The following is a 19,475-nucleotide window of genomic DNA, read 5'->3' as shown; positions in this document are numbered from 1 at the left end:
TCTTAAAATTGATTATTTTCGCGACTCATTGGAAATTTTGAAAAAATGAGCAATAAGTTCCCTGAATATAAAGGACTTGACTTACCAAAAGTAGCTGAAGAAATCTTAAGTTACTGGAAGGAGAACGATATTTTTGAAAAAAGCGTTTCTACACGGGAAGGCAAAGAACCGTTTGTGTTTTTTGAAGGGCCACCTTCTGCGAACGGGCTTCCAGGAATTCACCACGTGATGGCGCGAGCCATTAAAGATATTTTTTGTCGTTATAAAACCCAGAAAGGATACCAGGTAAAACGTAAGGCCGGTTGGGATACACACGGGCTGCCGGTAGAACTTGGAGTTGAAAAAGAGCTGGGGATTACCAAAGAAGATATTGGGACCAAAATTTCCGTAGAAAAATATAACGAAGCCTGTAAAAATGCGGTAATGCGTTACACCGATGTGTGGAACGACCTTACCGAAAAAATAGGCTATTGGGTAGATATGGAAGATCCATACGTTACCTATAAATCAAAATATATGGAAACAGTTTGGTGGCTGCTTTCTGAAATTTATAAAAAAGGCCTTATTTATAAGGGCTACACCATCCAGCCGTATTCGCCAAAAGCAGGGACGGGACTAAGTTCTCACGAACTTAACCAACCTGGAACTTACCAGGATGTTACCGATACCACAGTTACGGCCATGTTTAAAATTACTGATGCTTCAGCGGCTTCGGTTGAAAAGGGCCTGGAAGGGGCCTTTTTAATCGCCTGGACCACCACGCCATGGACCTTACCTTCTAACACCGCATTAACTGTAGGGCCAAAAATTGAATATGTTTCAGTAAAAACTTATAATCAGTACACTTTTAAGCCAATCACTATTTTGGTTGCGAAGGCACTGGCTAAGGCTCAATTCGATAAAAAATTTACAGAAGTTGAAACCGAAGAGGAACTTAAAGCTTATAATGAAGGCGATAAAAAGATCCCATTTTTAATCGGGGAAACTTTCACAGGAAAGGATCTTGTTGGGATAAAATTTGAACAGTTGTTGCCTTATGCATTACCTGCAGAAAATCCTGAAAATGCTTTCCGCGTTATTTCAGGAGATTTTGTGACTACAGAAGACGGTACCGGGATTGTGCATACTTCACCAACTTTTGGTGCAGACGATGCGATGGTGGCTAAACAAGCTACACCTCAAGTTCCGCCATTATTGGTGAAAGATGAAAATGGAAACCTTGTTCCGTTGGTAGATCTTCAGGGTAAATTTAGACCAGAAATGGGCGAATTTGCCGGGAAGTATGTGAAGAACGAATATTATGACGAAGGGCAGGCGCCAGAGAAATCTGTAGACGTTGAATTGGCTATTAAACTGAAAGAAGAAAATCGTGCTTTTAAAGTAGAAAAATATGTTCACAGCTATCCAAATTGCTGGAGAACCGATAAACCTATTTTGTATTATCCGTTGGATTCGTGGTTCATAAAAGTGACCGAATTCAAAGAGCGCATGCACGAATTGAATAAAGGCATTAACTGGAAACCAAAATCTACCGGTGAAGGCCGTTTTGGAAATTGGCTTGCCAATGCGAACGACTGGAATTTATCCAGAAGTCGTTATTGGGGAATTCCGTTGCCAATTTGGAGAACCGAAGAAGGGAAAGAAGAAAAGCTAATTGGTTCTATTGCAGAATTGAAAGAAGAAATGGCGAAGTCGGTTAAAGCCGGCTTTATGGATAAAGATATTTTTGAAGGTTTTGAGCCCGGAAATATGAGTGAAGAAAACTACGATCTGGTAGATCTTCATAAAAATGTGGTTGATGAAATTACGCTTGTTTCAGATTCCGGAAAACCAATGAAACGCGAAGCCGATCTTATAGATGTTTGGTTCGATTCTGGTTCTATGCCTTATGCGCAATGGCATTATCCATTTGAAAATAAGGAAAAAGTAGAAGAAGGAGAACGCCAGGCCGATTTCATAGCCGAAGGCGTTGACCAAACCCGCGGATGGTTTTATACCCTACATGCTATTGCTACGATGATTTTTGATGACGTAGCCTATAAAAACGTTGTATCTAACGGACTCGTTTTAGACAAAAACGGACAAAAAATGTCCAAACGTCTTGGGAACGCGGTAGATCCTTTTGAAACATTGGCTGCTTTTGGTCCCGATGCGACACGTTGGTATATGATCTCTAATGCCAATCCCTGGGATAACTTAAAATTTGATATTGAAGGAATAGCTGAGGTGCGCCGTAAATTTTTCGGGACACTTTACAACACGTATTCTTTCTTCACTTTATATGCGAATATTGATAATTTCACCTATAAAGAAGAGGATGTTCCGTTGGAAGAAAGACCAGAGATAGATCGCTGGATCCTTTCAGAATTACATACTTTAATCGAGAAAGTAGATAAATTCTATGCCGATTATGAACCAACCCGTGCAACCCGGGCTATTTCAGAATTTGTTCAGGAAAATCTTAGTAACTGGTTTGTGCGTTTAAGCCGAAGAAGATTCTGGAAAGGCGATTATCAGCAAGATAAAATTTCAGCATATCAAACCCTTTATACCTGTTTAGTTGAAGTGGCTAAACTGGGAGCGCCGGTGGCGCCGTTCTTTATGGACAGGCTTTACAAAGACTTAAACAAGAGTACACAAAAAGAAAACTTTGAATCGGTACATTTGGCTGAATTTTCAAAGTATGATGATAAGTTTGTTGATAAATCTTTAGAGCGAAAAATGGAGAAAGCTCAAACCATTTCTTCATTGGTATTATCGCTTAGAAAGAAAGAAATGATAAAGGTAAGACAACCGCTGCAAAGAGTAATGATTCCGGTGCTTGACGAACAGCAACGTGAAGAAATTCAGGCGGTTGAAGACTTGATAAAGTCTGAAGTAAATGTAAAAGAACTTCAGCTTATAGATGATGCTTCAGGATTGCTGGTTAAGCAAATAAAACCAAATTTTAAGGTTCTTGGCCCAAGATTTGGAAAGGATATGAAGCTGGTAGTCAATGAGATAAATAAATTGACTTCCGAAGATATTAAAATGATAGAGCAGGATGGCAATATTGCGATAAACCTTAACGGAGAAATGATTAAATTAGCTGCTGAAGAAGTAGAAATTACTTCCCAGGATATTGAAGGCTGGTTAGTGGCAAGTAGTGGTAATATTACCGTAGCTTTAGACGTTAGTATCTCTGAAGAATTGAAAAAAGAAGGAATTGCCAGGGAATTGGTAAACAGAATACAGAATATGAGAAAAGATTCTGGCTTTGAAGTTACCGATACTATTGAAGTGACCCTACAAAGAGACGGTATTGTCGAGGATGCCGTTAACCAAAATATAACCTATATTAAGAATGAAACATTAACTGCAAGTCTCGAATTTGCGGAGGTGGTTACTGAAGGAGCCGAGGTGGCTTTTGACGATATTACCACCAAAATGTTTATTAAAAAACATTAGAATTATGGCAACTGAAGTAAAAGAACGGTATAGCGATGCCGAATTAGCTGAGTTTAAGGCCCTGATTAAAGGCAAAATCGCGAAGGCGCAGGAGCAATTGGAAATTTACCAGAATGCTTATAAAAATGATGGAAACAACGGTACAGACGATACCGCACCCACATTTAAGGCTTTTGAAGAAGGTAGTGAAACGATGAGTAAGGAAGCGAACTCTCAATTGGCTATTAGGCAGGAAAAATTTATTCGTGACCTCAAAAATGCATTAAACCGTATTGAGAATAAAACCTACGGAATATGCCGTGTAACCGGGAAATTAATCGCTAAAGAGCGTTTAAAACTGGTACCGCACGCTACCTTAAGTATTGAAGCTAAAAATATGCAGAAATAATAGCTTTCTGGATTTTATGTATACAGCGTCCCTTTGCTTATGCTTTGGGGCGTTTTTATTTGAATAATTAATGAATTTGCTTACGATAAGCTGATTTTTAGCCGCGTAAAAACTAAATAATATTAGTATTTTAGCGGCGTTCTTAAATTCCACAGAGTTCATGTCCTTAAAAAAAGCGAGTGTTATAATCGTTTTGGTACTTTTAATAGACCAAATTTCAAAATTTTATATCAAAACAAATTTTTCGCTTGGCGAGGAAGTACCGGTTTTTGATTGGTTCAGGATTTTATTTGTAGAGAATGAAGGCATGGCCTGGGGAACCAAGATCCCTGGCGAATATGGAAAACTTTTTCTTACGCTCTTTAGATTGGTAGCAATAGTTGGTATTGGCTACTGGTTATGGGATTCGGTTAGAAAAAATGGTTCCAGGATTTTAATAACCGCGATAGCCTTAATTTTCGCAGGTGCTTTTGGAAATATTATAGACTCTGTTTTCTACGGAATTGTATTTAACGATAGTTATGGTCAAATAGCTGAGTTCATGCCGGCACACGGCGGCTACGGCACCTTATTTCACGGTAAGGTGGTAGATATGCTTTACTTCCCGCTATGGCAGGGCAATTTACCCGAATGGATTCCTTTCTGGGGTGGTAATTATTTCACATTCTTTGAACCGGTCTTCAATATAGCCGATACCGCAATTAGCGCGGGTGTGATTTTACTGCTGCTTTTTAATAAGCGTGCTTTCCCCAAAGAAGAGGAAAACACTAAAGAAAATAATTAAGCGGCTGCATGACCGTTCCGGTCAAAAATCTTTTCAAATTTCTTCAATTCTATTGGTTTAATTAGGTAATCGGTAACCAAATTAAAAGATTTTGCGCGTTCCAGATCTCGTGGATCTATAGAGGAACTCACCACGTAAAGCGTGATTTTCTTTTCGAAGTTATTCTTTATCTTAATAAATTCATTTAGAAATTCCCAGCCATCCATAACCGGCATATTAATATCAAGAAAGATAATGTCTGGAAGTTTTTCTTCGGAAGCATTTTCCAGGATCAATTTAAAATGATCTAAGGCTTCCATACCGTTTTTAAAAATGAGAAGATTGTTAGAAAGTTTTTTAATTTCAATAATCTTCTTAACCAGGTTCACGTATATTTTGTCATCGTCAATAATACACGCCAATTCTACTTTTTGCCCCATGAGAATTAGTGTTTTGTTTTTTAAAATTTAATTTTAAATGTAGTGCCTACATCTACAGTGCTGGTTACCGAAATTGAACCTCCAAGTGTTTCCACTTGATTTTTAGTAATAAAAAGTCCAATTCCACGGGAATCCAGGTTCTCATGAAAGGTTTTATACATCCCAAACATCTTGTCACCATATTGATCCAGGTCAATGCCCAAACCGTTATCACTAACTTCCAAAAATGGAGTGTCATTCTTCACATAGGTCTGAATATAAATTACCGGTTTTCTACCCGGATGTTTATATTTAATGGCATTTGTAATTAAATTTAGTAAAATACTTTCAAGATACTCAGGGATATAGCTAATTTCTTTTAGGGCGTGAAATTCAGCTACAATTTTTGCATTTTCTCGATTAATTAAAGATGAAGTTGAAGCCATTACCCCACTTAATGCATTTTCAAAGGAAACAATTCTGCGTTCTTTGCGTAAAATTGATTGTTTATTTACAATATCATTCAGTTGATTTATAGCCAAATCCAGATTTTCAGAAATATCGGCTACATTGGGGATTAATTCAATTTTATCTCTATCGGTTTTGGCGTCTTTTAATAGATCTACAATTAGACAAAGGTTGCTGCTGTGGGAGCGTAAATGGTGGGAGACAATATGTGCGAAATTAAATAAGCGGGAATTTTGAGTGGCAATAATATCCAGGGAATTCTGTAAGTTCAATTCATTTATTTTCTGGTCATTAATATCCTGAAAGACTCCCCTGATTCCTACAATATTTTGCTCTTCGTCATAAACGGGTTTTCCGGTGGCTCGTACCCAAAAATCTTTATTGTAAAGATTTCTCATTTTTAATTCAACCTTAAACGGAATACCGTAATTCTCACATTTACTGAAAGCCGAGGTGACTTCTGGGTGATCCTCGGGAGCATAAAATCGTAAATGTTCGTCATAGGGTGGTTGATAGTCCAGGGGGCACCCAATTATTTTTTTGGTCACATTGTCCCAATAAATATTTTTATTCTGTGTGTCTATGTACCAACCCCCGGTATTGGTCATTTGCGCGGTTTCGCGATAATAAAAGAAGTTTTCTTCAATGGTGTACTGATCGCGTTTATTCTGATGAATATTAACGAAAAGAAGCACTGCGATTTCCTTATTATTTTCTTTATTCTTTAAGTTGCGACATTCAAACCAACGGTATTTTCCATTGTTCAGCTTTAATTTAAGTTCAATGCTGAAAGCTTCATTTTCTTCGGTAAGTTTATCAAAATAAAGCCTGAAATCGTAGCGATAATCCTGGTGCAGAATTTCTTTTAGAAAATATTCAAAATGGGATTCAGAAAATTCGGGTGTACCCACAAGGGTGTCAAAATGTTCTGACCAGCTCACCTCTTTGTTCAGAAGATTGATCTTCCAGTAGGCGATATCAAAATCTTCAAGAATGCTGTTTAATTGAAGGTCGTTTAGCATTAAAGGGGCGAAAGTTTTGTTAAAAATAACAGAATACTTCCTAATTCCCTAATTTTTAAAGCTATATATTTTATTTGGTGTAACGCAGAAATCTAATGGAATATCACTGCTAAAAACTTCTTTAAATTTGGGCTCGGCCTCAAAAAATGAAAGACCAATCTTAACCACATCGGCATTACATTCATTAAGAAAATTATCGTAAAAACCCTTGCCATAGCCAATACGATGACCGTGCTCGTCAAATGCCAGAAGCGGAACAAAAACCACATCTATTTGTTGGGGCGGGATTGGAATACCACCTTCGGGTTCAGGAATATTCCATCTATTTTTTCTAATTACGCTGGTATCGGTAAGTAAAAAATGTTCCAGTTTATGTTCCTTGATATTGGTTTTAGACAGTACCACATTCTTGTCTTTGCCCTGGAGAATATGCAAAATATTTTCGGTATCAATTTCTTTTTGCTCGGCAATGCTTAAAAAAAGATGGTAGAATTCTTTTTCCCAAACCGGGAGTTGTAGTAACTGATTTGCAATTTCCAGGCTAAGCGCTTCTATTTTTTCTTCGGAAAGTTCTAGACGTAAAGCTTTGTATTTTTTTCTTAATTCGGCTTTATTCATCTTTTGGTGGTGCTGAAATATGAAAAATTGCATCGCCCTGGTAAACAATAGGAGATTCGTTTATGTTGATCACATAACCGGTATTCACTGCTTTAATCTTATGCCTGAATTTTCCGTAGGGATCGGTAATAGTGCCAATATATTCTCCTTTTTCCACGTGTTTTCCGCAGGGAATTTTTATATGCAGGAGTCCGCTATATTTTGCGCGCATCCAGTTGGTATTTTCAATCACTACCGTTTCAGTAATGGCATCTGGATATTCGAATTTTGGATTGAGCATTTCCAAAAAGCTTAAAATACGCATCGTGCCTTCAACGCCATGTTTAGCTATATCGCGATTGCTATTCATAGATTTTCCGCCTTCAAAAAGCAATACGGGAACACCATTTTTAGCACAGGTTTCGCGATAAGATTTGGTGATTGTTTTGGAGTAAATAGTAAACGGCGCACTAAAAATTCTAGCGTATTTAAGACTTTGTTCGTCACCGCGTTTCACCCTAATTTGTGGTGCGTTAAACCTGCTGGCACCGCCGGTATGAAAGTCTAAACAGAAATTAGCCAGTGGCAATATTTTCTTTACAAACTGAAATGCAAATCGGCTGGCCAGGGAACCGTGTTTTGTTCCGGGAAACATTCGGTTAAGGTCACGACCATCTGGAAATTCCCGGCGTAAATTTAGAAATCCGAAAATATTAACCACGGGAATACAAATAACAGTTCCTTTTTGAGGTCTGTTAATTCCTTTAGAGATAATTTGCCTAACAATTTCTACCCCGTTAATTTCATCGCCGTGAATTCCTGCAGTTATTAACACTACGGGGCCGGGCCTTTTAGAACGTTCAATAATTACTGGTACCTCCACCGAGGTGGTGGTGTAAAGTTTAGCCATATTAAAATTAATAGTGGCGCTTTTTCCCGGTTTTACCTTTTCACCGAGTATTTCCAGAACATTGTCACTGGTTATTTTTGCCATAGGCTAAATGTTCCGTTCTATATATCTTATGATGGATTTGGCAATATCTTTACCTGTAGCTTTTTCAATGCCTTCTAATCCCGGAGAAGAATTTACTTCAAGAATTAACGGCCCGCGGGCACTCTGTAGCATATCTACCCCGGCAACACCAAGTCCCATTGCTTTAGTAGCTTTTACTGCTGCAATTTCCTCTTCATCGGTAAGTTCAAAAACTTCAGCAGTCCCTCCTCGGTGAAGATTAGATCTAAACTCGCCTTCTTTACCCTGCCTTTTCATCGCACCAACTACGTGGCCATCTACAACAAACGCTCTAATATCGGCACCTTTAGCTTCTTTAATAAACTCCTGAACAATTACGCGAGCTTGTAGACCATTAAAAGCTTCAATTACAGATTCGGCAGCGTTGTTGGTTTCAGCAAGTACAACGCCTACTCCCTGTGTTCCTTCTAATAATTTTATTACTAAAGGTGTCCCGCCCACTTGTTTTATAACTCCGGAAACATCCCTGGAGTAATTGGTGAAAACTGTTTTTGGCAACCCGATTTTTGCGCGGGAAAGTACCTGTAAACTTCTCAGTTTATCTCGGCTTCTTACCAAAGATTCAGATTCTGTAGTGGTAAATGCTCCCATCATCTCAAACTGTCGCACCACCGCGGTACCATAAAAAGTTACCGAAGCCCCAATTCTTGGGATTACTGCATCTACGCCTTCTATATAACCGCCTTTATAATAGATATTTGGTTTACGCTTCTCAATAACGATATCACACTTTAAAGGATCTATTACTTCTACTTCATGTTTGCGTTTGGTAGCGGCTTCTACAAGTCTTTTTGTAGAATAAAGATGACTATTACGCGAAAGGATTTTTATTTTCATTTTTGTTTAAGATTGTAAGAAACGTCAGTTAATTCGGTGTCCACGATAAATTTTTTGGTAAGGAATTTTCGGCCAATTAGTACCGGAAACCTCATCTCCTGTCGGGAGGACAAAGAAAGGGAAATTTTATAGACCTTATTAAAAATTTTAATAGTAGATATTACCTGATATCTTTTTTGAATAATTCCGTTACTGCTGCGCACAAAAACGATATCATAATCCGTAAAAGTAAATTTTTTTCCGTTGTATAAAGGATGCTCTTCATCGAGAAAGGTACATTCTAAAATCCCATCTTTTTCAACAATATTTTCACAGTGAATAGATGAAGTATAGGCACCGGTATCAATTTTAATAGCTATATCATTTAAATGTAGTGCAGGGAAATCTGCTTTATCAAAACGCCCAATTACTGTTTTCTCCATACTGCAAGGTAGTAAAATACCTATCTAATTTTTTTATAGAAATTATAAAATTTAAAGCGTGTTAAGCCCATAGCTAAGCTAGTAGACCAAATTTTAGGATTCAAATTAATATAAATTTAACATTTACTGGCGCTATCAATTTTTACAGCTCCGCATAATAAATTCTACCTTTGGGGAAATGGAAACGCCAGCTTTAGAAGTACAAGTACAAACCCTCCCAAATAGTCCTGGAGTATACCAGTATTACGATAAAAACGGGAAAATCTTATATGTAGGGAAAGCCAAAAACCTTAAAAAAAGGGTGACTTCCTATTTTACCAAACGCCACGACAGTCACAGGATTGGCGTAATGGTAAAAAAGATAAAGGAGATAAAACACATTGTAGTAGAGTCAGAGACCGATGCTTTACTTTTAGAGAACAATCTTATTAAAAAGCATCAGCCGCGTTTTAACGTGATGCTTAAAGATGATAAAACCTATCCCTGGATTTGTATTAAAAATGAACGCTTTCCAAGGGTTTTTCCTACCCGTAAATTAATAAAAGACGGCAGCGAATATTATGGCCCGTTTACCAGTTTTAAAACGGTAAATACGCTGCTTGATCTAATAAAAGGTCTTTATAAGCTTAGAACCTGTAATTATGATCTTTCCGAAGAAAAAATAAGGAATGGGAAATATAAGGTTTGTCTGGAATATCATTTAGGCAATTGTAAAGGCCCCTGCGAAGCAAAGCAGCCTGAAGCAGAGTACAACAGCAATATTGAAGCAATTCGGCAAATTGTGAAAGGGAATTTTAAAGATTCTTTACAGCAATTTAGAGAGCAGATGAAGACGCACGCCGAAAAAATGGAGTTTGAAGATGCTCAGCGTATTAAAAATAAGATTGATGTTCTCGAGAATTACCAGTCTAAATCTACCGTGGTTAATCCAAAAATCACCAATGTAGATGTGTTTTCTATAGTTTCAGATGAAGGCTATGGCTATGTAAATTTTCTTCAACTATCCCACGGCGCCATTATTAGGTCGCATACCATAGAAATGAAGAAAAAGCTGGAAGAAACCGATGAGGAATTGCTGGAACTGGCAATTACCGAGATACGGCAGCGCTTTAGTTCGAATTCAAAAGAAATTTATGTGCCTTTTAAGGTTGATGCCGGCGAAGAAGTGAAAGTGATTATCCCAAAGTTGGGCGATAAAAAGAAGATTGTAGACTTATCACTTCGGAATGCGAAATATTACCGCCAGGAACGTTTTAAGCAAATGAAGATCGTAGATCCAGACAGGCACGTGAAGCGTATAATGGCACAAATGAAAGAAGATCTTCGACTAAATGTAGAACCCAGGCATATAGAATGTTTTGATAATTCTAATATTCAGGGAACAAACCCGGTGGCGGCTTGTGTGGTTTTTAAAAACGGAAAACCAAGCAAGAAAGATTATCGTAAATTTAATATCAAAACCGTTGAAGGGCCCGATGATTTCGCATCTATGGAAGAAGTGGTTTTTAGACGCTACAAACGTTTGCTGAATGAAGGGGAAGACCTGCCTCAGTTAATAATTGTAGATGGCGGGAAAGGCCAGCTTTCTTCAGGAGTAAAAGCATTGGAGGCTTTGGATTTACGAGGAAAAATAGCCATTATTGGGATTGCGAAACGCCTGGAAGAGATTTTTTATCCGGGAGATACTATTCCGCTTTATTTAGATAAAAAATCTGAAACTTTAAAAATTATCCAGCAGCTTAGAAATGAAGCGCATAGGTTCGGGATTACTTTTCATCGTAACAAAAGAACTAAAACCGCGTTAAATACAGAGCTGGAAGAGATTACTGGGATTGGCGAAAAAACTGTGGTAGAATTATTAAAACAATTTCGATCGGTAAAACGAATAAAAGAAGCTTCAGAAAAAGAACTCACCGAGGTTATTGGAGTTTCTAAAGCGGGAATAATTTTCAATCATTATAAATCAGAGAATACACCGGAATAAGCTCTCAAAAATTATGAATAAATGAAAAAACTACTGCTTTTACTTTTTCTGTTTGTAATGGTTCCGGGTATTTCCCAGGAGCAGGAAGATTTAAAAGTGGGCCTCGTTTTAAGTGGAGGTGGTGCAAAAGGCCTTGCTCATATTGGTGCGCTAAAAGTAATTGAAGAAGCAGGAATTAGAATAGATTATATTGGAGGGAGTAGTATGGGCGCGATTATTGGCGGTTTGTATGCTTCCGGGTATACCGCGCATGAGTTGGATTCGATTTTTCACGAGACCAATTTCAATATTTTAATTCAAGATAATATTCCGCGTAGCGCAAAATCTTTTTACGAAAAGGAAGATGCCGAAAAATATGCAATTAGCCTGCCTTTTGATGATTTTAAAATTGGCTTTCCCGCAGGACTTTCCAGGGGCCAAAATATTTATAATTTAATGTCCCAACTTACCATGCACCTGGGAAATGTAGATGATTTTAAAGAATTGCCTATTCCATTTTTTTGTGTTGCTGCCGATGTGGAAACCGGGGAAGAAGTGATTTTAGATGAAGGTTCCCTTGCACAAGCTGTTTCTGCCAGTGGAGCAATTCCTTCTATTTTTAGCCCCGTGAGTTTAAACGGAAGACTGCTTACCGATGGCGGAGTCGCTAACAACTACCCGGTAGAAGAACTTAGAAAAAGAGGCGCTGAGGTAATTATTGGCGTAGATGTGCAGGACAGTCTTGTAAATAAAGACAATTTGCGGAACGTTTTTGATATTCTTGCTCAAATAAGCAATTTCCGGACAATTAGTGATATGAAGGAAAAAATTCCTAAAACCGATATTTATATCAAACCCGATATTAGTCCGTTTTCGGTGTTATCATTTGAAGAAGGAGAAGCAATTATAGATTCGGGAAGGGTTGCTTCGCTAAAAAGGAAAGATGATCTTGAAAATCTTGCGGCCCGCCAAAACAGCGCTCCCCGAAATATTGTAATTCCAGAAATGGATACCTTGCAAATAAGTACCCTTACTTTAGAGGGCAATAATACCTATCCGCGTTCCTATATTTTGGGAAAATTAAGGTTAAATTACTTTACAGATTTCACTTTTAAAGATCTAAACGAAGGCATAAACAATCTTTCTGCCACCGGAAACTTTAACCGAATTAATTACAGGTTAATTCCCAATAATGATGATCGCCTTTACACGTTAAGCCTGCAAATAGAAGAAAGCGAAAATAAGAGCCTGCTGCGATTAGGAGTGCATTATGACGAGCTTTATCAAATTGGGGCTCTTATTAATTATACCCACAAAAGTTTGTTGTTTTCTAACGATGTAACATCTTTAGATGTTGTGGTTGGAGATCAATTTCGATATAATTTTGATTATTATATAGACAAAGGTTTTTACTGGAGTATTGGTGTTAAATCTAGGTATAACAATTTTGATCACCCGGTTTCTTTTGATTTTGCTAGTGAAAACGCCGAGTTGCAGGATATTGGAGTAAACAGGATAGATATAGATTACCGTGATTTTACCAATCAGTTTTATGCTGAAACTTTATTTAAGCAGGTTTTTTCCTTCGGACTGGGAGCCGAACATAAATTTTTAAAAATTGCTTCTGAAACTTTAAATAATCCAAATCCGGAAATAAGTGATACCAGGCTTTTTGAAAACAGCCATTATTACAGCGCTTTTAGCTATTTAAAATACGATTCTTACGATAATAAATACTTTCCGTCCCGTGGCGTTTATTTTGACGGGAATTTTCATCTTTACTTGTTTTCTTCAGATTTTAATAATGATTTTTCTGAATTTTCTATCGCAAAAGGAACTTTAGGTTATGCTTTTTCTCCCATTAATAGATTTTCTACCCGAATTGTAACTGAAGCAGGATTTAAAATTGGAAATGACGGAGTAAACACGCTAGACTTCTTCCTGGGAGGTTATGGTAATAACCTTATCAATAATTTTGTTCCGTTTTACGGATACGATTTTATAAGTCTTTCAGGCGATAGTTATATAAAAGGACTCGTGGAATTTGATTATGAAATTTTCAGAAAAAACCACGTGATCGCGAGTGCGAATATTGCCAATGTTGGGAACAAATTATATTCATCGGGCACTTGGCTTTCGATGCCAGATTTTACCGGCTATGCGCTTGGTTATGGCATAGATACATTTATTGGCCCTTTAGAGGTGAAATACACCTATTCGCCTGAGATTAAAGCCAGCCAATGGTTTTTTAGTCTTGGCTTTTGGTTTTAGTAAATCAGTGATTTTAATTCTCTCAGGTTTCGTCGGGAGGTTTTAGATTTCCTTCCCGGTTTTTAGAGATGTTTTAAGAATGTTTCCTTAAAAATTCCCGATATTTGTTTTAAAGTAAAATAACACCGAAAAAAATAACAAATTCTCAATATTCTTTCAGAAATTGGGAGTTGAATTAAAAATATCAGATTATGCCTTTTTATCATAAACTCGGTAAGATTCCCCATAAACGCCATACGGTTTTTAAAAAGCCAGATGGCAGCCTTTATTACGAACAACTTTTTGGGACGATTGGTTTTGACGGGATGTCTTCTAATCTCTATCACGAACACCGCCCAACGCAGGTTAAAGAAGTGAGAGGGAGTTATAGCGTAAAGCCGAAAATCGCTGCGGAAAACAATATAAAATCTTATCGCTTTAAAGGATTCCAGGTAAAACCCAATCCCGATTATCTTGAAAGTCGAAAAGTGGTTTTAACCAATAGTGATGTAGATATCACCCTGGCTTCTCCTCAAGGTTCTACAGATGATTATTTTTATAAGAATTCAGATTCAGATGAATTGCTTTTTATACATAAAGGAACCGGGAAATTAAGAACTCATCTAGGAAATCTGGATTTTAAATACGGCGATTATTTATTAATTCCGCGAGGAACTATTTATAAAATAGATTTTGACGACGAAGACAATCGCTTATTTATCGTGGAATCCAGAAGACCAATTTATACGCCTAAACGCTATAGAAATTGGTTTGGGCAATTGTTAGAGCACTCACCATTTTGCGAGCGCGATCTTAGGCAACCGCACGAATTGGAAACCAATGACGAAAAAGGTGATTTCCTGATTAAAATAAAAAAGCAGGGCGAAATATTTGATATGGTATACGCTACGCATCCTTTTGATGTGGTAGGTTACGATGGATATAATTATCCGTATGCATTCTCTATTCACGATTTTGAACCTATTACCGGTAGAATTCACCAACCACCACCGGTGCACCAAACTTTTGAGACCGATGCTTTTGTGGTTTGCAGTTTTTGTCCGCGTAAATACGATTACCATCCAGAGAGTATTCCGGCACCATACAGCCACAGTAATATTGATAGTGATGAGGTATTGTATTATGTGGATGGCGATTTTATGAGCAGGAACGATATTGAAGCCGGCCATATTTCTTTGCATCCGGCGGGAATTCCGCACGGGCCGCACCCGGGAGCTGTAGAACGTAGTATTGGCCAGGTAGAAACCGAAGAATTAGCGGTTATGGTAGATACATTTAAGCCGTTAATGCTTACTGAAGACGCGATGGAAATTGCCGATGAAACCTACCATACATCCTGGTTGGATGAAAATCATTAAAACTTATAATTAAAAATTAGCAATAAAAAATATTAAAATGAGTACTGATAATACATCACTAAAATTAGAAAAGGTAATGCAGGATGCTGAAGATTTTCTTCCAATTCTGGGTACCGATTTCGTAGAACTTTATGTAGGCAATGCCAAGCAGGCAGCATATTATTACCAACACGCCTGGGGTTTTCAGCCTGTAGCCTATGCAGGATTGGAAACCGGAAGAAAGGATAGTGTTTCTTACGTTTTGCAACAAGGCAAGATTAGAATTGTGCTTACTTCTCCGCTTCAGCCAGAAGGTGATATTAATGCCCACATCAACAAGCACGGAGACGGTGTGAAAATGGTAGCGCTTTGGGTAGATGATGCCAGGAAGAGTTACGAAGAAACCACAAAACGTGGTGCTGAATCTTACGTAGCGCCTTACGAAATGGAAGACGAACATGGGAAAGCTGTGATTTCGGGAATTCATACTTACGGGGAAACCATTCACCTGTTTGTTGAGCGAAAAGATTACGAAGGGCCATTTCTTCCCGGTTATAAAACCTATGCTACCAAAGTACAGGCTAAAGATACCGGTCTAAAATTTATAGACCATATGGTTGGAAATGTAGGATGGAACGAAATGAATAAATGGGTAGAATTCTATGGCAAAGTCATGGGCTTTGCGCAAATGGTGTCTTTTGACGATAAAGATATTTCTACAGATTACACGGCTCTAATGAGTAAAGTAATGAGTAACGGAAATGGTAGAATTAAATTCCCGATCAACGAACCTGCTGAAGGAAAGAAAAAATCTCAAATAGAAGAATATATAGATTTTTATAACGGCGCTGGTGTGCAGCATATCGCACTGGCAACAGATAATATTATTGAAACCGTAACTCAGCTTAGAGATCGCGGGGTGGAATTTTTATATGTGCCAGAGACTTATTATGATACGTTATTGGATAGAGTAGGAAAAATAGATGAAGATCTTGAACCTTTAAGAGAGCTTGGAGTATTGGTAGATCGTGACGACGAAGGTTACTTATTACAGATATTTACCAAGCCGGTTTTAGACCGTCCTACAATGTTCTTTGAGATAATTCAGCGAAAAGGAGCACAATCTTTTGGAAAAGGAAACTTTAAAGCGCTTTTTGAAGCTATTGAGAGAGAACAGGATTTGCGAGGAACCTTGCAATAAGTTTCAAAATAATTAAATAAACTAAATCATATAGTTAAAAAATTAAATTACTGAAAATTATTGTGTTAAAGTCAATTTTATGATTGTAATAACTCTATTAAATGCAGAATTTTGCGCTCGCATTTTTGGAGTGGTTACCAATAATGTATTTAATTTTTCATAATTTAAGTTTTAGTTGGTTAATAAGACAAAAACCCCTTCATTAATTTGATGGGGTTTTTTGTTTTAATACATTTGGAATAGAAATTGTAAATATCCATAGCCCAAGCATTCTGTAAATCAGTATTTAAAAATTTGGTATGAAAAAAAGTGTATTTACAATATTTCTTCTTCTTTTAACCGGTTTCGCGCTTCAGGCTCAATCTCAAAAAGCATTTAGTGCGGGAGAATGGTTTAAATTCCGCATACATTATGGTCCTTTTAATGCCAGTTTTGCCACGTTAGAGGTAGATGAAACCAGTATAAACGGGACACCGGTTTATCATATTGAAGGTAAAGGAAAATCTACCGGGTTACTACATTGGTTTTTTAAGGTAGATGATACGTATCGTACTTATATTGATAAACAGGATGGAAAACCTTATAAATTTATTAGAAAAATAGATGAAGGCGGCTATACCAAAGACCTGGAAATAGACTTTGATCACAGCGATAATAAAGCTTACGTTTTTGATAAAAAACACAACGAAAATCATACCTATACCACCAAGCCGAATGTGCACGACATGTTATCGGCATTTTATTATATTCGCAACAATATAAAAACCGATGAGCTTAGCCCGGGAGATGAAATGCGTCTCAATCTATTTATAGATGATGAGAACATGGATTTTAAATTGAAGTTTTTAGGAAGGGAAGTGATAAAAACCAAGTTTGGTAAAGTTGCGACTTTAAAATTTAGGCCGTATGTTATGGCCGGAAGGGTTTTTAAAGAAAAAGAAAGTCTTACTTTTTGGGTAAGTGACGATGCTAATAAACTACCAATTAAAATTGAAGCAAATCTCACTGTGGGATCTTTAGATGCCGATTTAGACGAGTATAAAGGCCTGAAGCATCCGTTTAAAATAATTATGGAATAAATACATGGAAATAAAGCCGGAAATTGCAGAACGTATTTTTGCATTAGAGGAAAAGTTTAAAAATTCAGGTCAGGATCTGGCTTCCTATTTAGACGGACTTTTATATGATAGGTATCTCACGTATTGGGATTATTTGAGTATCGATACCTTATTAAGTCTGCAGAAAACCCTGACTCATTTTCCAGACGAAAAAATCTTTATTTCCTACCATCAAATAACCGAGCTTTATTTTAAGCTCATTATCCATGAGCAGAAACAAATAATTGAGGCTGAAGCTCCTGATGCCAACTTTTTAATTGAAAAATACAATCGTTTAAATCGTTATTTTAGAATTCTAACCGATTCTTTTGATGTGATGATAAAAGGAATGGAAAGAGAGCAATTTCTTAAATTCCGAATGTCTTTATTGCCTGCAAGCGGATTCCAATCTGCGCAGTTTAGAATGATAGAGATTTATTCAACCCCTTTAGAAAATTTGGTTTCATTTAAAATAAGAGATCAATTTTCAGAAGAGAATCGGCTGGAAGACTTGTACGAAAATATTTACTGGAAAAAAGGCGGGATAGACTTAAAAACCGGGGAAAAAACTTTAACCTTAAAACAGTTTGAAAAACGCTATACAGCGCGTTTTCTAAGAATAGCTTCAGAATATAAAGGAAGAACCCTTTTTCATAAATATCAACAACTTCCAGATTCGGTTAAAAATAATAAGGTATTAAAAGAAGCATTACGTAATTTTGACGCCAATGTAAATATAAATTGGCCCCTTATGCATATGGGTGCTGCTTACAGGTATTTAAATAAGGATAAAGAAACTATTGCAGCGACGGGAGGAACGAATTGGAAAGAATTTTTACCCTCCGGATTTCAAAGAATTAGTTTTTTCCCTTATGTATGGAATGAAGAAGAATTAGAGAATTGGGGCAAAGAATGGGTAAACCATATGTTTAACACACAGAAAGAAAATTGCTAAAAAATTGAAGAAAATAAGTTTCCTACTGGTATTGATGTTGGCTTTCGTAGCCTGTGAAGATGACGCAAAAGAAACCGCTCTTAATAAAGAAAAGGTAGAAAAGAAAGTGCCTAAACCTGTTAAAAAGGAATTCGGTTTTATTCTGGATGATTTTAAGGTTGTAGAGGGGACGGTTGAATCTGGAGATAGTTTTGGCTATATTCTGGATCAACACGGGGTAGATCGTGGTAAGATCTACCAGATTTCAGAAAAAGTAAAAGATACATTTAACCCTGCTAGAATTACTGCCGGGAAGAAATACAAAATTCTTAAAGCAAGAGATTCGGCTAATACGCCGCAATTTTTCATTTATCAAAATGACAGGGTGAACTATACTGTGCTGGGAATTGGAGATAGCATAAGTGTAGAGCGAAAAAAGAAGCCGGTAAGTGTAAAAAGAAGGGAAGTTTCGGGAGTAATTACTTCTTCACTTTCAGAAGCTGTGCAGGCGCAAGGTTTGAGCAATCTTTTGGTTTATGAACTTTCAGATATTTATCAATGGAGTATCGATTTTTTTAAACTTCAGAAGGGAGATCAGTTTAAAATGATTTATTCTGAAAAATATATAGATGACACTACCTTCGTTGGGATTGAAAATGTTGAAGCCGCGGTTTTTAAGCATGGAGATAAACCTTTTTATGCTTTTGAATACGAAACCGATTCACTAACCGGGCAACCCAGTTTTTATGATGAAGAGGCAAAGGCACTACAAAGTTTCTTTTTAAAAGCACCATTAAATTATAGCCGAATTTCATCTAGATATACCAAAAGAAGATTTCATCCGGTTCAAAAACGATGGAAAGCTCACCTGGGAACCGATTATGCTGCTGCCCACGGAACGCCAATTGTAAGCACTGCCGATGGAACCGTAATCGCTTCCAGTTACACTTCTGGAAACGGAAATTATGTAAAAGTTAGGCATAACGATAAATACACCACGCAGTATTTACATATGAGTAAGCGAAATGTACGTAGCGGCCAGCGCATAAAACAAGGGGATGTAATTGGCTATGTAGGAAGTACGGGACTGGCAACAGGTCCGCACGTTTGCTATCGCTTTTGGGTTCACGGGAAGCAGGTAGATCCTTATCGCCAAAATTTACCCACAGCAAAACATATAGAACCAGAGCATAAGGAACAGTATTTTGCTGCGATAGAAGATTTAAGAACTTCGTTGGATGATATTCCGTATAAGGACTATAAAAATTAAACTCCA

At 37.3% G+C, this 19,475-nt stretch carries 16 protein-coding genes; 10 read left to right on the top strand and 6 right to left on the bottom strand.

The window, feature by feature from the left end; genetic code table 11:
• Positions 1-45 precede the first annotated feature (45 nt).
• The 3 genes from ileS (at position 46) to B5488_RS10800 (ending at position 4,619) form a co-directional block, all read left to right on the top strand.
• Positions 46-3,447, top strand: coding sequence for an isoleucine--tRNA ligase (gene ileS / locus B5488_RS10815; protein WP_079735274.1), 3,402 nt, complete (start codon positions 46-48; stop codon positions 3,445-3,447).
• A gap of 4 nt (positions 3,448-3,451) precedes the next feature.
• Positions 3,452-3,835 (top strand): TraR/DksA family transcriptional regulator, encoded by a 384-nt coding sequence (locus B5488_RS10810; protein ID WP_070053052.1) that lies wholly within the window; start codon positions 3,452-3,454, stop codon positions 3,833-3,835.
• A gap of 160 nt (positions 3,836-3,995) precedes the next feature.
• Positions 3,996-4,619 (top strand): lipoprotein signal peptidase, encoded by a 624-nt coding sequence (locus B5488_RS10800; protein WP_079735272.1) that lies wholly within the window; start codon positions 3,996-3,998, stop codon positions 4,617-4,619.
• On the opposite strand, the gene B5488_RS10795 is transcribed toward B5488_RS10800, so the two are convergent.
• The 6 genes from B5488_RS10795 to B5488_RS10770 are packed head-to-tail and all read right to left on the bottom strand — an operon-like array spanning position 4,616 to position 9,396.
• Complete coding sequence (locus B5488_RS10795) at positions 4,616-5,038, bottom strand: response regulator (RefSeq protein ID WP_079735271.1); 423 nt, start codon at positions 5,036-5,038, stop codon at positions 4,616-4,618. The two genes, B5488_RS10800 and B5488_RS10795, sit on opposite strands and share 4 nt — an antisense overlap.
• A gap of 20 nt (positions 5,039-5,058) precedes the next feature.
• Positions 5,059-6,507, bottom strand: coding sequence for a sensor histidine kinase (locus tag B5488_RS10790; RefSeq protein WP_079735270.1), 1,449 nt, complete (start codon positions 6,505-6,507; stop codon positions 5,059-5,061).
• Positions 6,508-6,555: 48 nt separating this feature from the next.
• Positions 6,556-7,125: a 5-formyltetrahydrofolate cyclo-ligase gene (locus B5488_RS10785; protein ID WP_079735269.1), complete on the bottom strand. Its 570-nt coding sequence runs from the start codon at positions 7,123-7,125 to the stop codon at positions 6,556-6,558.
• The gene (locus tag B5488_RS10780; protein WP_079735268.1) at positions 7,118-8,098 is read right to left on the bottom strand and encodes a succinylglutamate desuccinylase/aspartoacylase family protein; all 981 of its coding nucleotides are present in this window, start codon (positions 8,096-8,098) and stop codon (positions 7,118-7,120) included. Before B5488_RS10780 ends, B5488_RS10785 begins: the two co-directional genes overlap by 8 nt.
• A 3-nt stretch (positions 8,099-8,101) precedes the next feature.
• Positions 8,102-8,974, bottom strand: coding sequence for a 30S ribosomal protein S6--L-glutamate ligase (rimK, locus tag B5488_RS10775; protein WP_079735267.1), 873 nt, complete (start codon positions 8,972-8,974; stop codon positions 8,102-8,104).
• Positions 8,971-9,396 carry an ATP-dependent zinc protease family protein gene (locus tag B5488_RS10770; RefSeq protein ID WP_079735266.1) on the bottom strand — a complete coding sequence of 142 codons (426 nt, stop codon included), beginning with the start codon at positions 9,394-9,396 and terminating at the stop codon, positions 8,971-8,973. The genes rimK and B5488_RS10770 overlap by 4 nt, the downstream gene beginning before the upstream one ends.
• Positions 9,397-9,574: 178 nt before the next feature.
• Here B5488_RS10770 and uvrC point away from each other — a divergent pair, with 178 nt between their 5' ends.
• From uvrC to B5488_RS10735, 7 genes are all read left to right on the top strand, one after another.
• The gene (uvrC, locus tag B5488_RS10765) at positions 9,575-11,380 is read left to right on the top strand and encodes an excinuclease ABC subunit UvrC (RefSeq protein WP_079735265.1); all 1,806 of its coding nucleotides are present in this window, start codon (positions 9,575-9,577) and stop codon (positions 11,378-11,380) included.
• Positions 11,381-11,401: 21 nt separating this feature from the next.
• On the top strand, positions 11,402-13,630 hold the full coding sequence (locus tag B5488_RS10760) for a patatin-like phospholipase family protein (RefSeq protein WP_079735264.1): 2,229 nt from the start codon (positions 11,402-11,404) through the stop codon (positions 13,628-13,630).
• A gap of 191 nt (positions 13,631-13,821) precedes the next feature.
• Positions 13,822-14,988 carry a homogentisate 1,2-dioxygenase gene (locus B5488_RS10755; protein WP_079735263.1) on the top strand — a complete coding sequence of 389 codons (1,167 nt, stop codon included), beginning with the start codon at positions 13,822-13,824 and terminating at the stop codon, positions 14,986-14,988.
• Positions 14,989-15,025: 37 nt separating this feature from the next.
• Positions 15,026-16,168, top strand: a complete 1,143-nt coding sequence (hppD, locus tag B5488_RS10750) for a 4-hydroxyphenylpyruvate dioxygenase (RefSeq protein WP_079735262.1) — start codon at positions 15,026-15,028, stop codon at positions 16,166-16,168.
• A gap of 299 nt (positions 16,169-16,467) precedes the next feature.
• Positions 16,468-17,247, top strand: coding sequence for a DUF3108 domain-containing protein (locus B5488_RS10745; protein ID WP_079735261.1), 780 nt, complete (start codon positions 16,468-16,470; stop codon positions 17,245-17,247).
• A 4-nt stretch (positions 17,248-17,251) separates the two neighbouring features.
• Positions 17,252-18,220 (top strand): tryptophan 2,3-dioxygenase family protein, encoded by a 969-nt coding sequence (locus tag B5488_RS10740; protein WP_079735260.1) that lies wholly within the window; start codon positions 17,252-17,254, stop codon positions 18,218-18,220.
• A gap of 4 nt (positions 18,221-18,224) precedes the next feature.
• Positions 18,225-19,469 (top strand): M23 family metallopeptidase, encoded by a 1,245-nt coding sequence (locus B5488_RS10735; RefSeq protein WP_172840000.1) that lies wholly within the window; start codon positions 18,225-18,227, stop codon positions 19,467-19,469.
• Positions 19,470-19,475: the final 6 nt, after the last annotated feature.

The sequence above is a fragment of the Salegentibacter salegens genome, assembly GCF_900142975.1.
Lineage (GTDB): Bacteria > Bacteroidota > Bacteroidia > Flavobacteriales > Flavobacteriaceae > Salegentibacter > Salegentibacter salegens.
The sequence above is the reverse complement of the archived record's forward strand: the minus strand, read 5'-3'. Positions and strand labels throughout refer to the sequence as shown.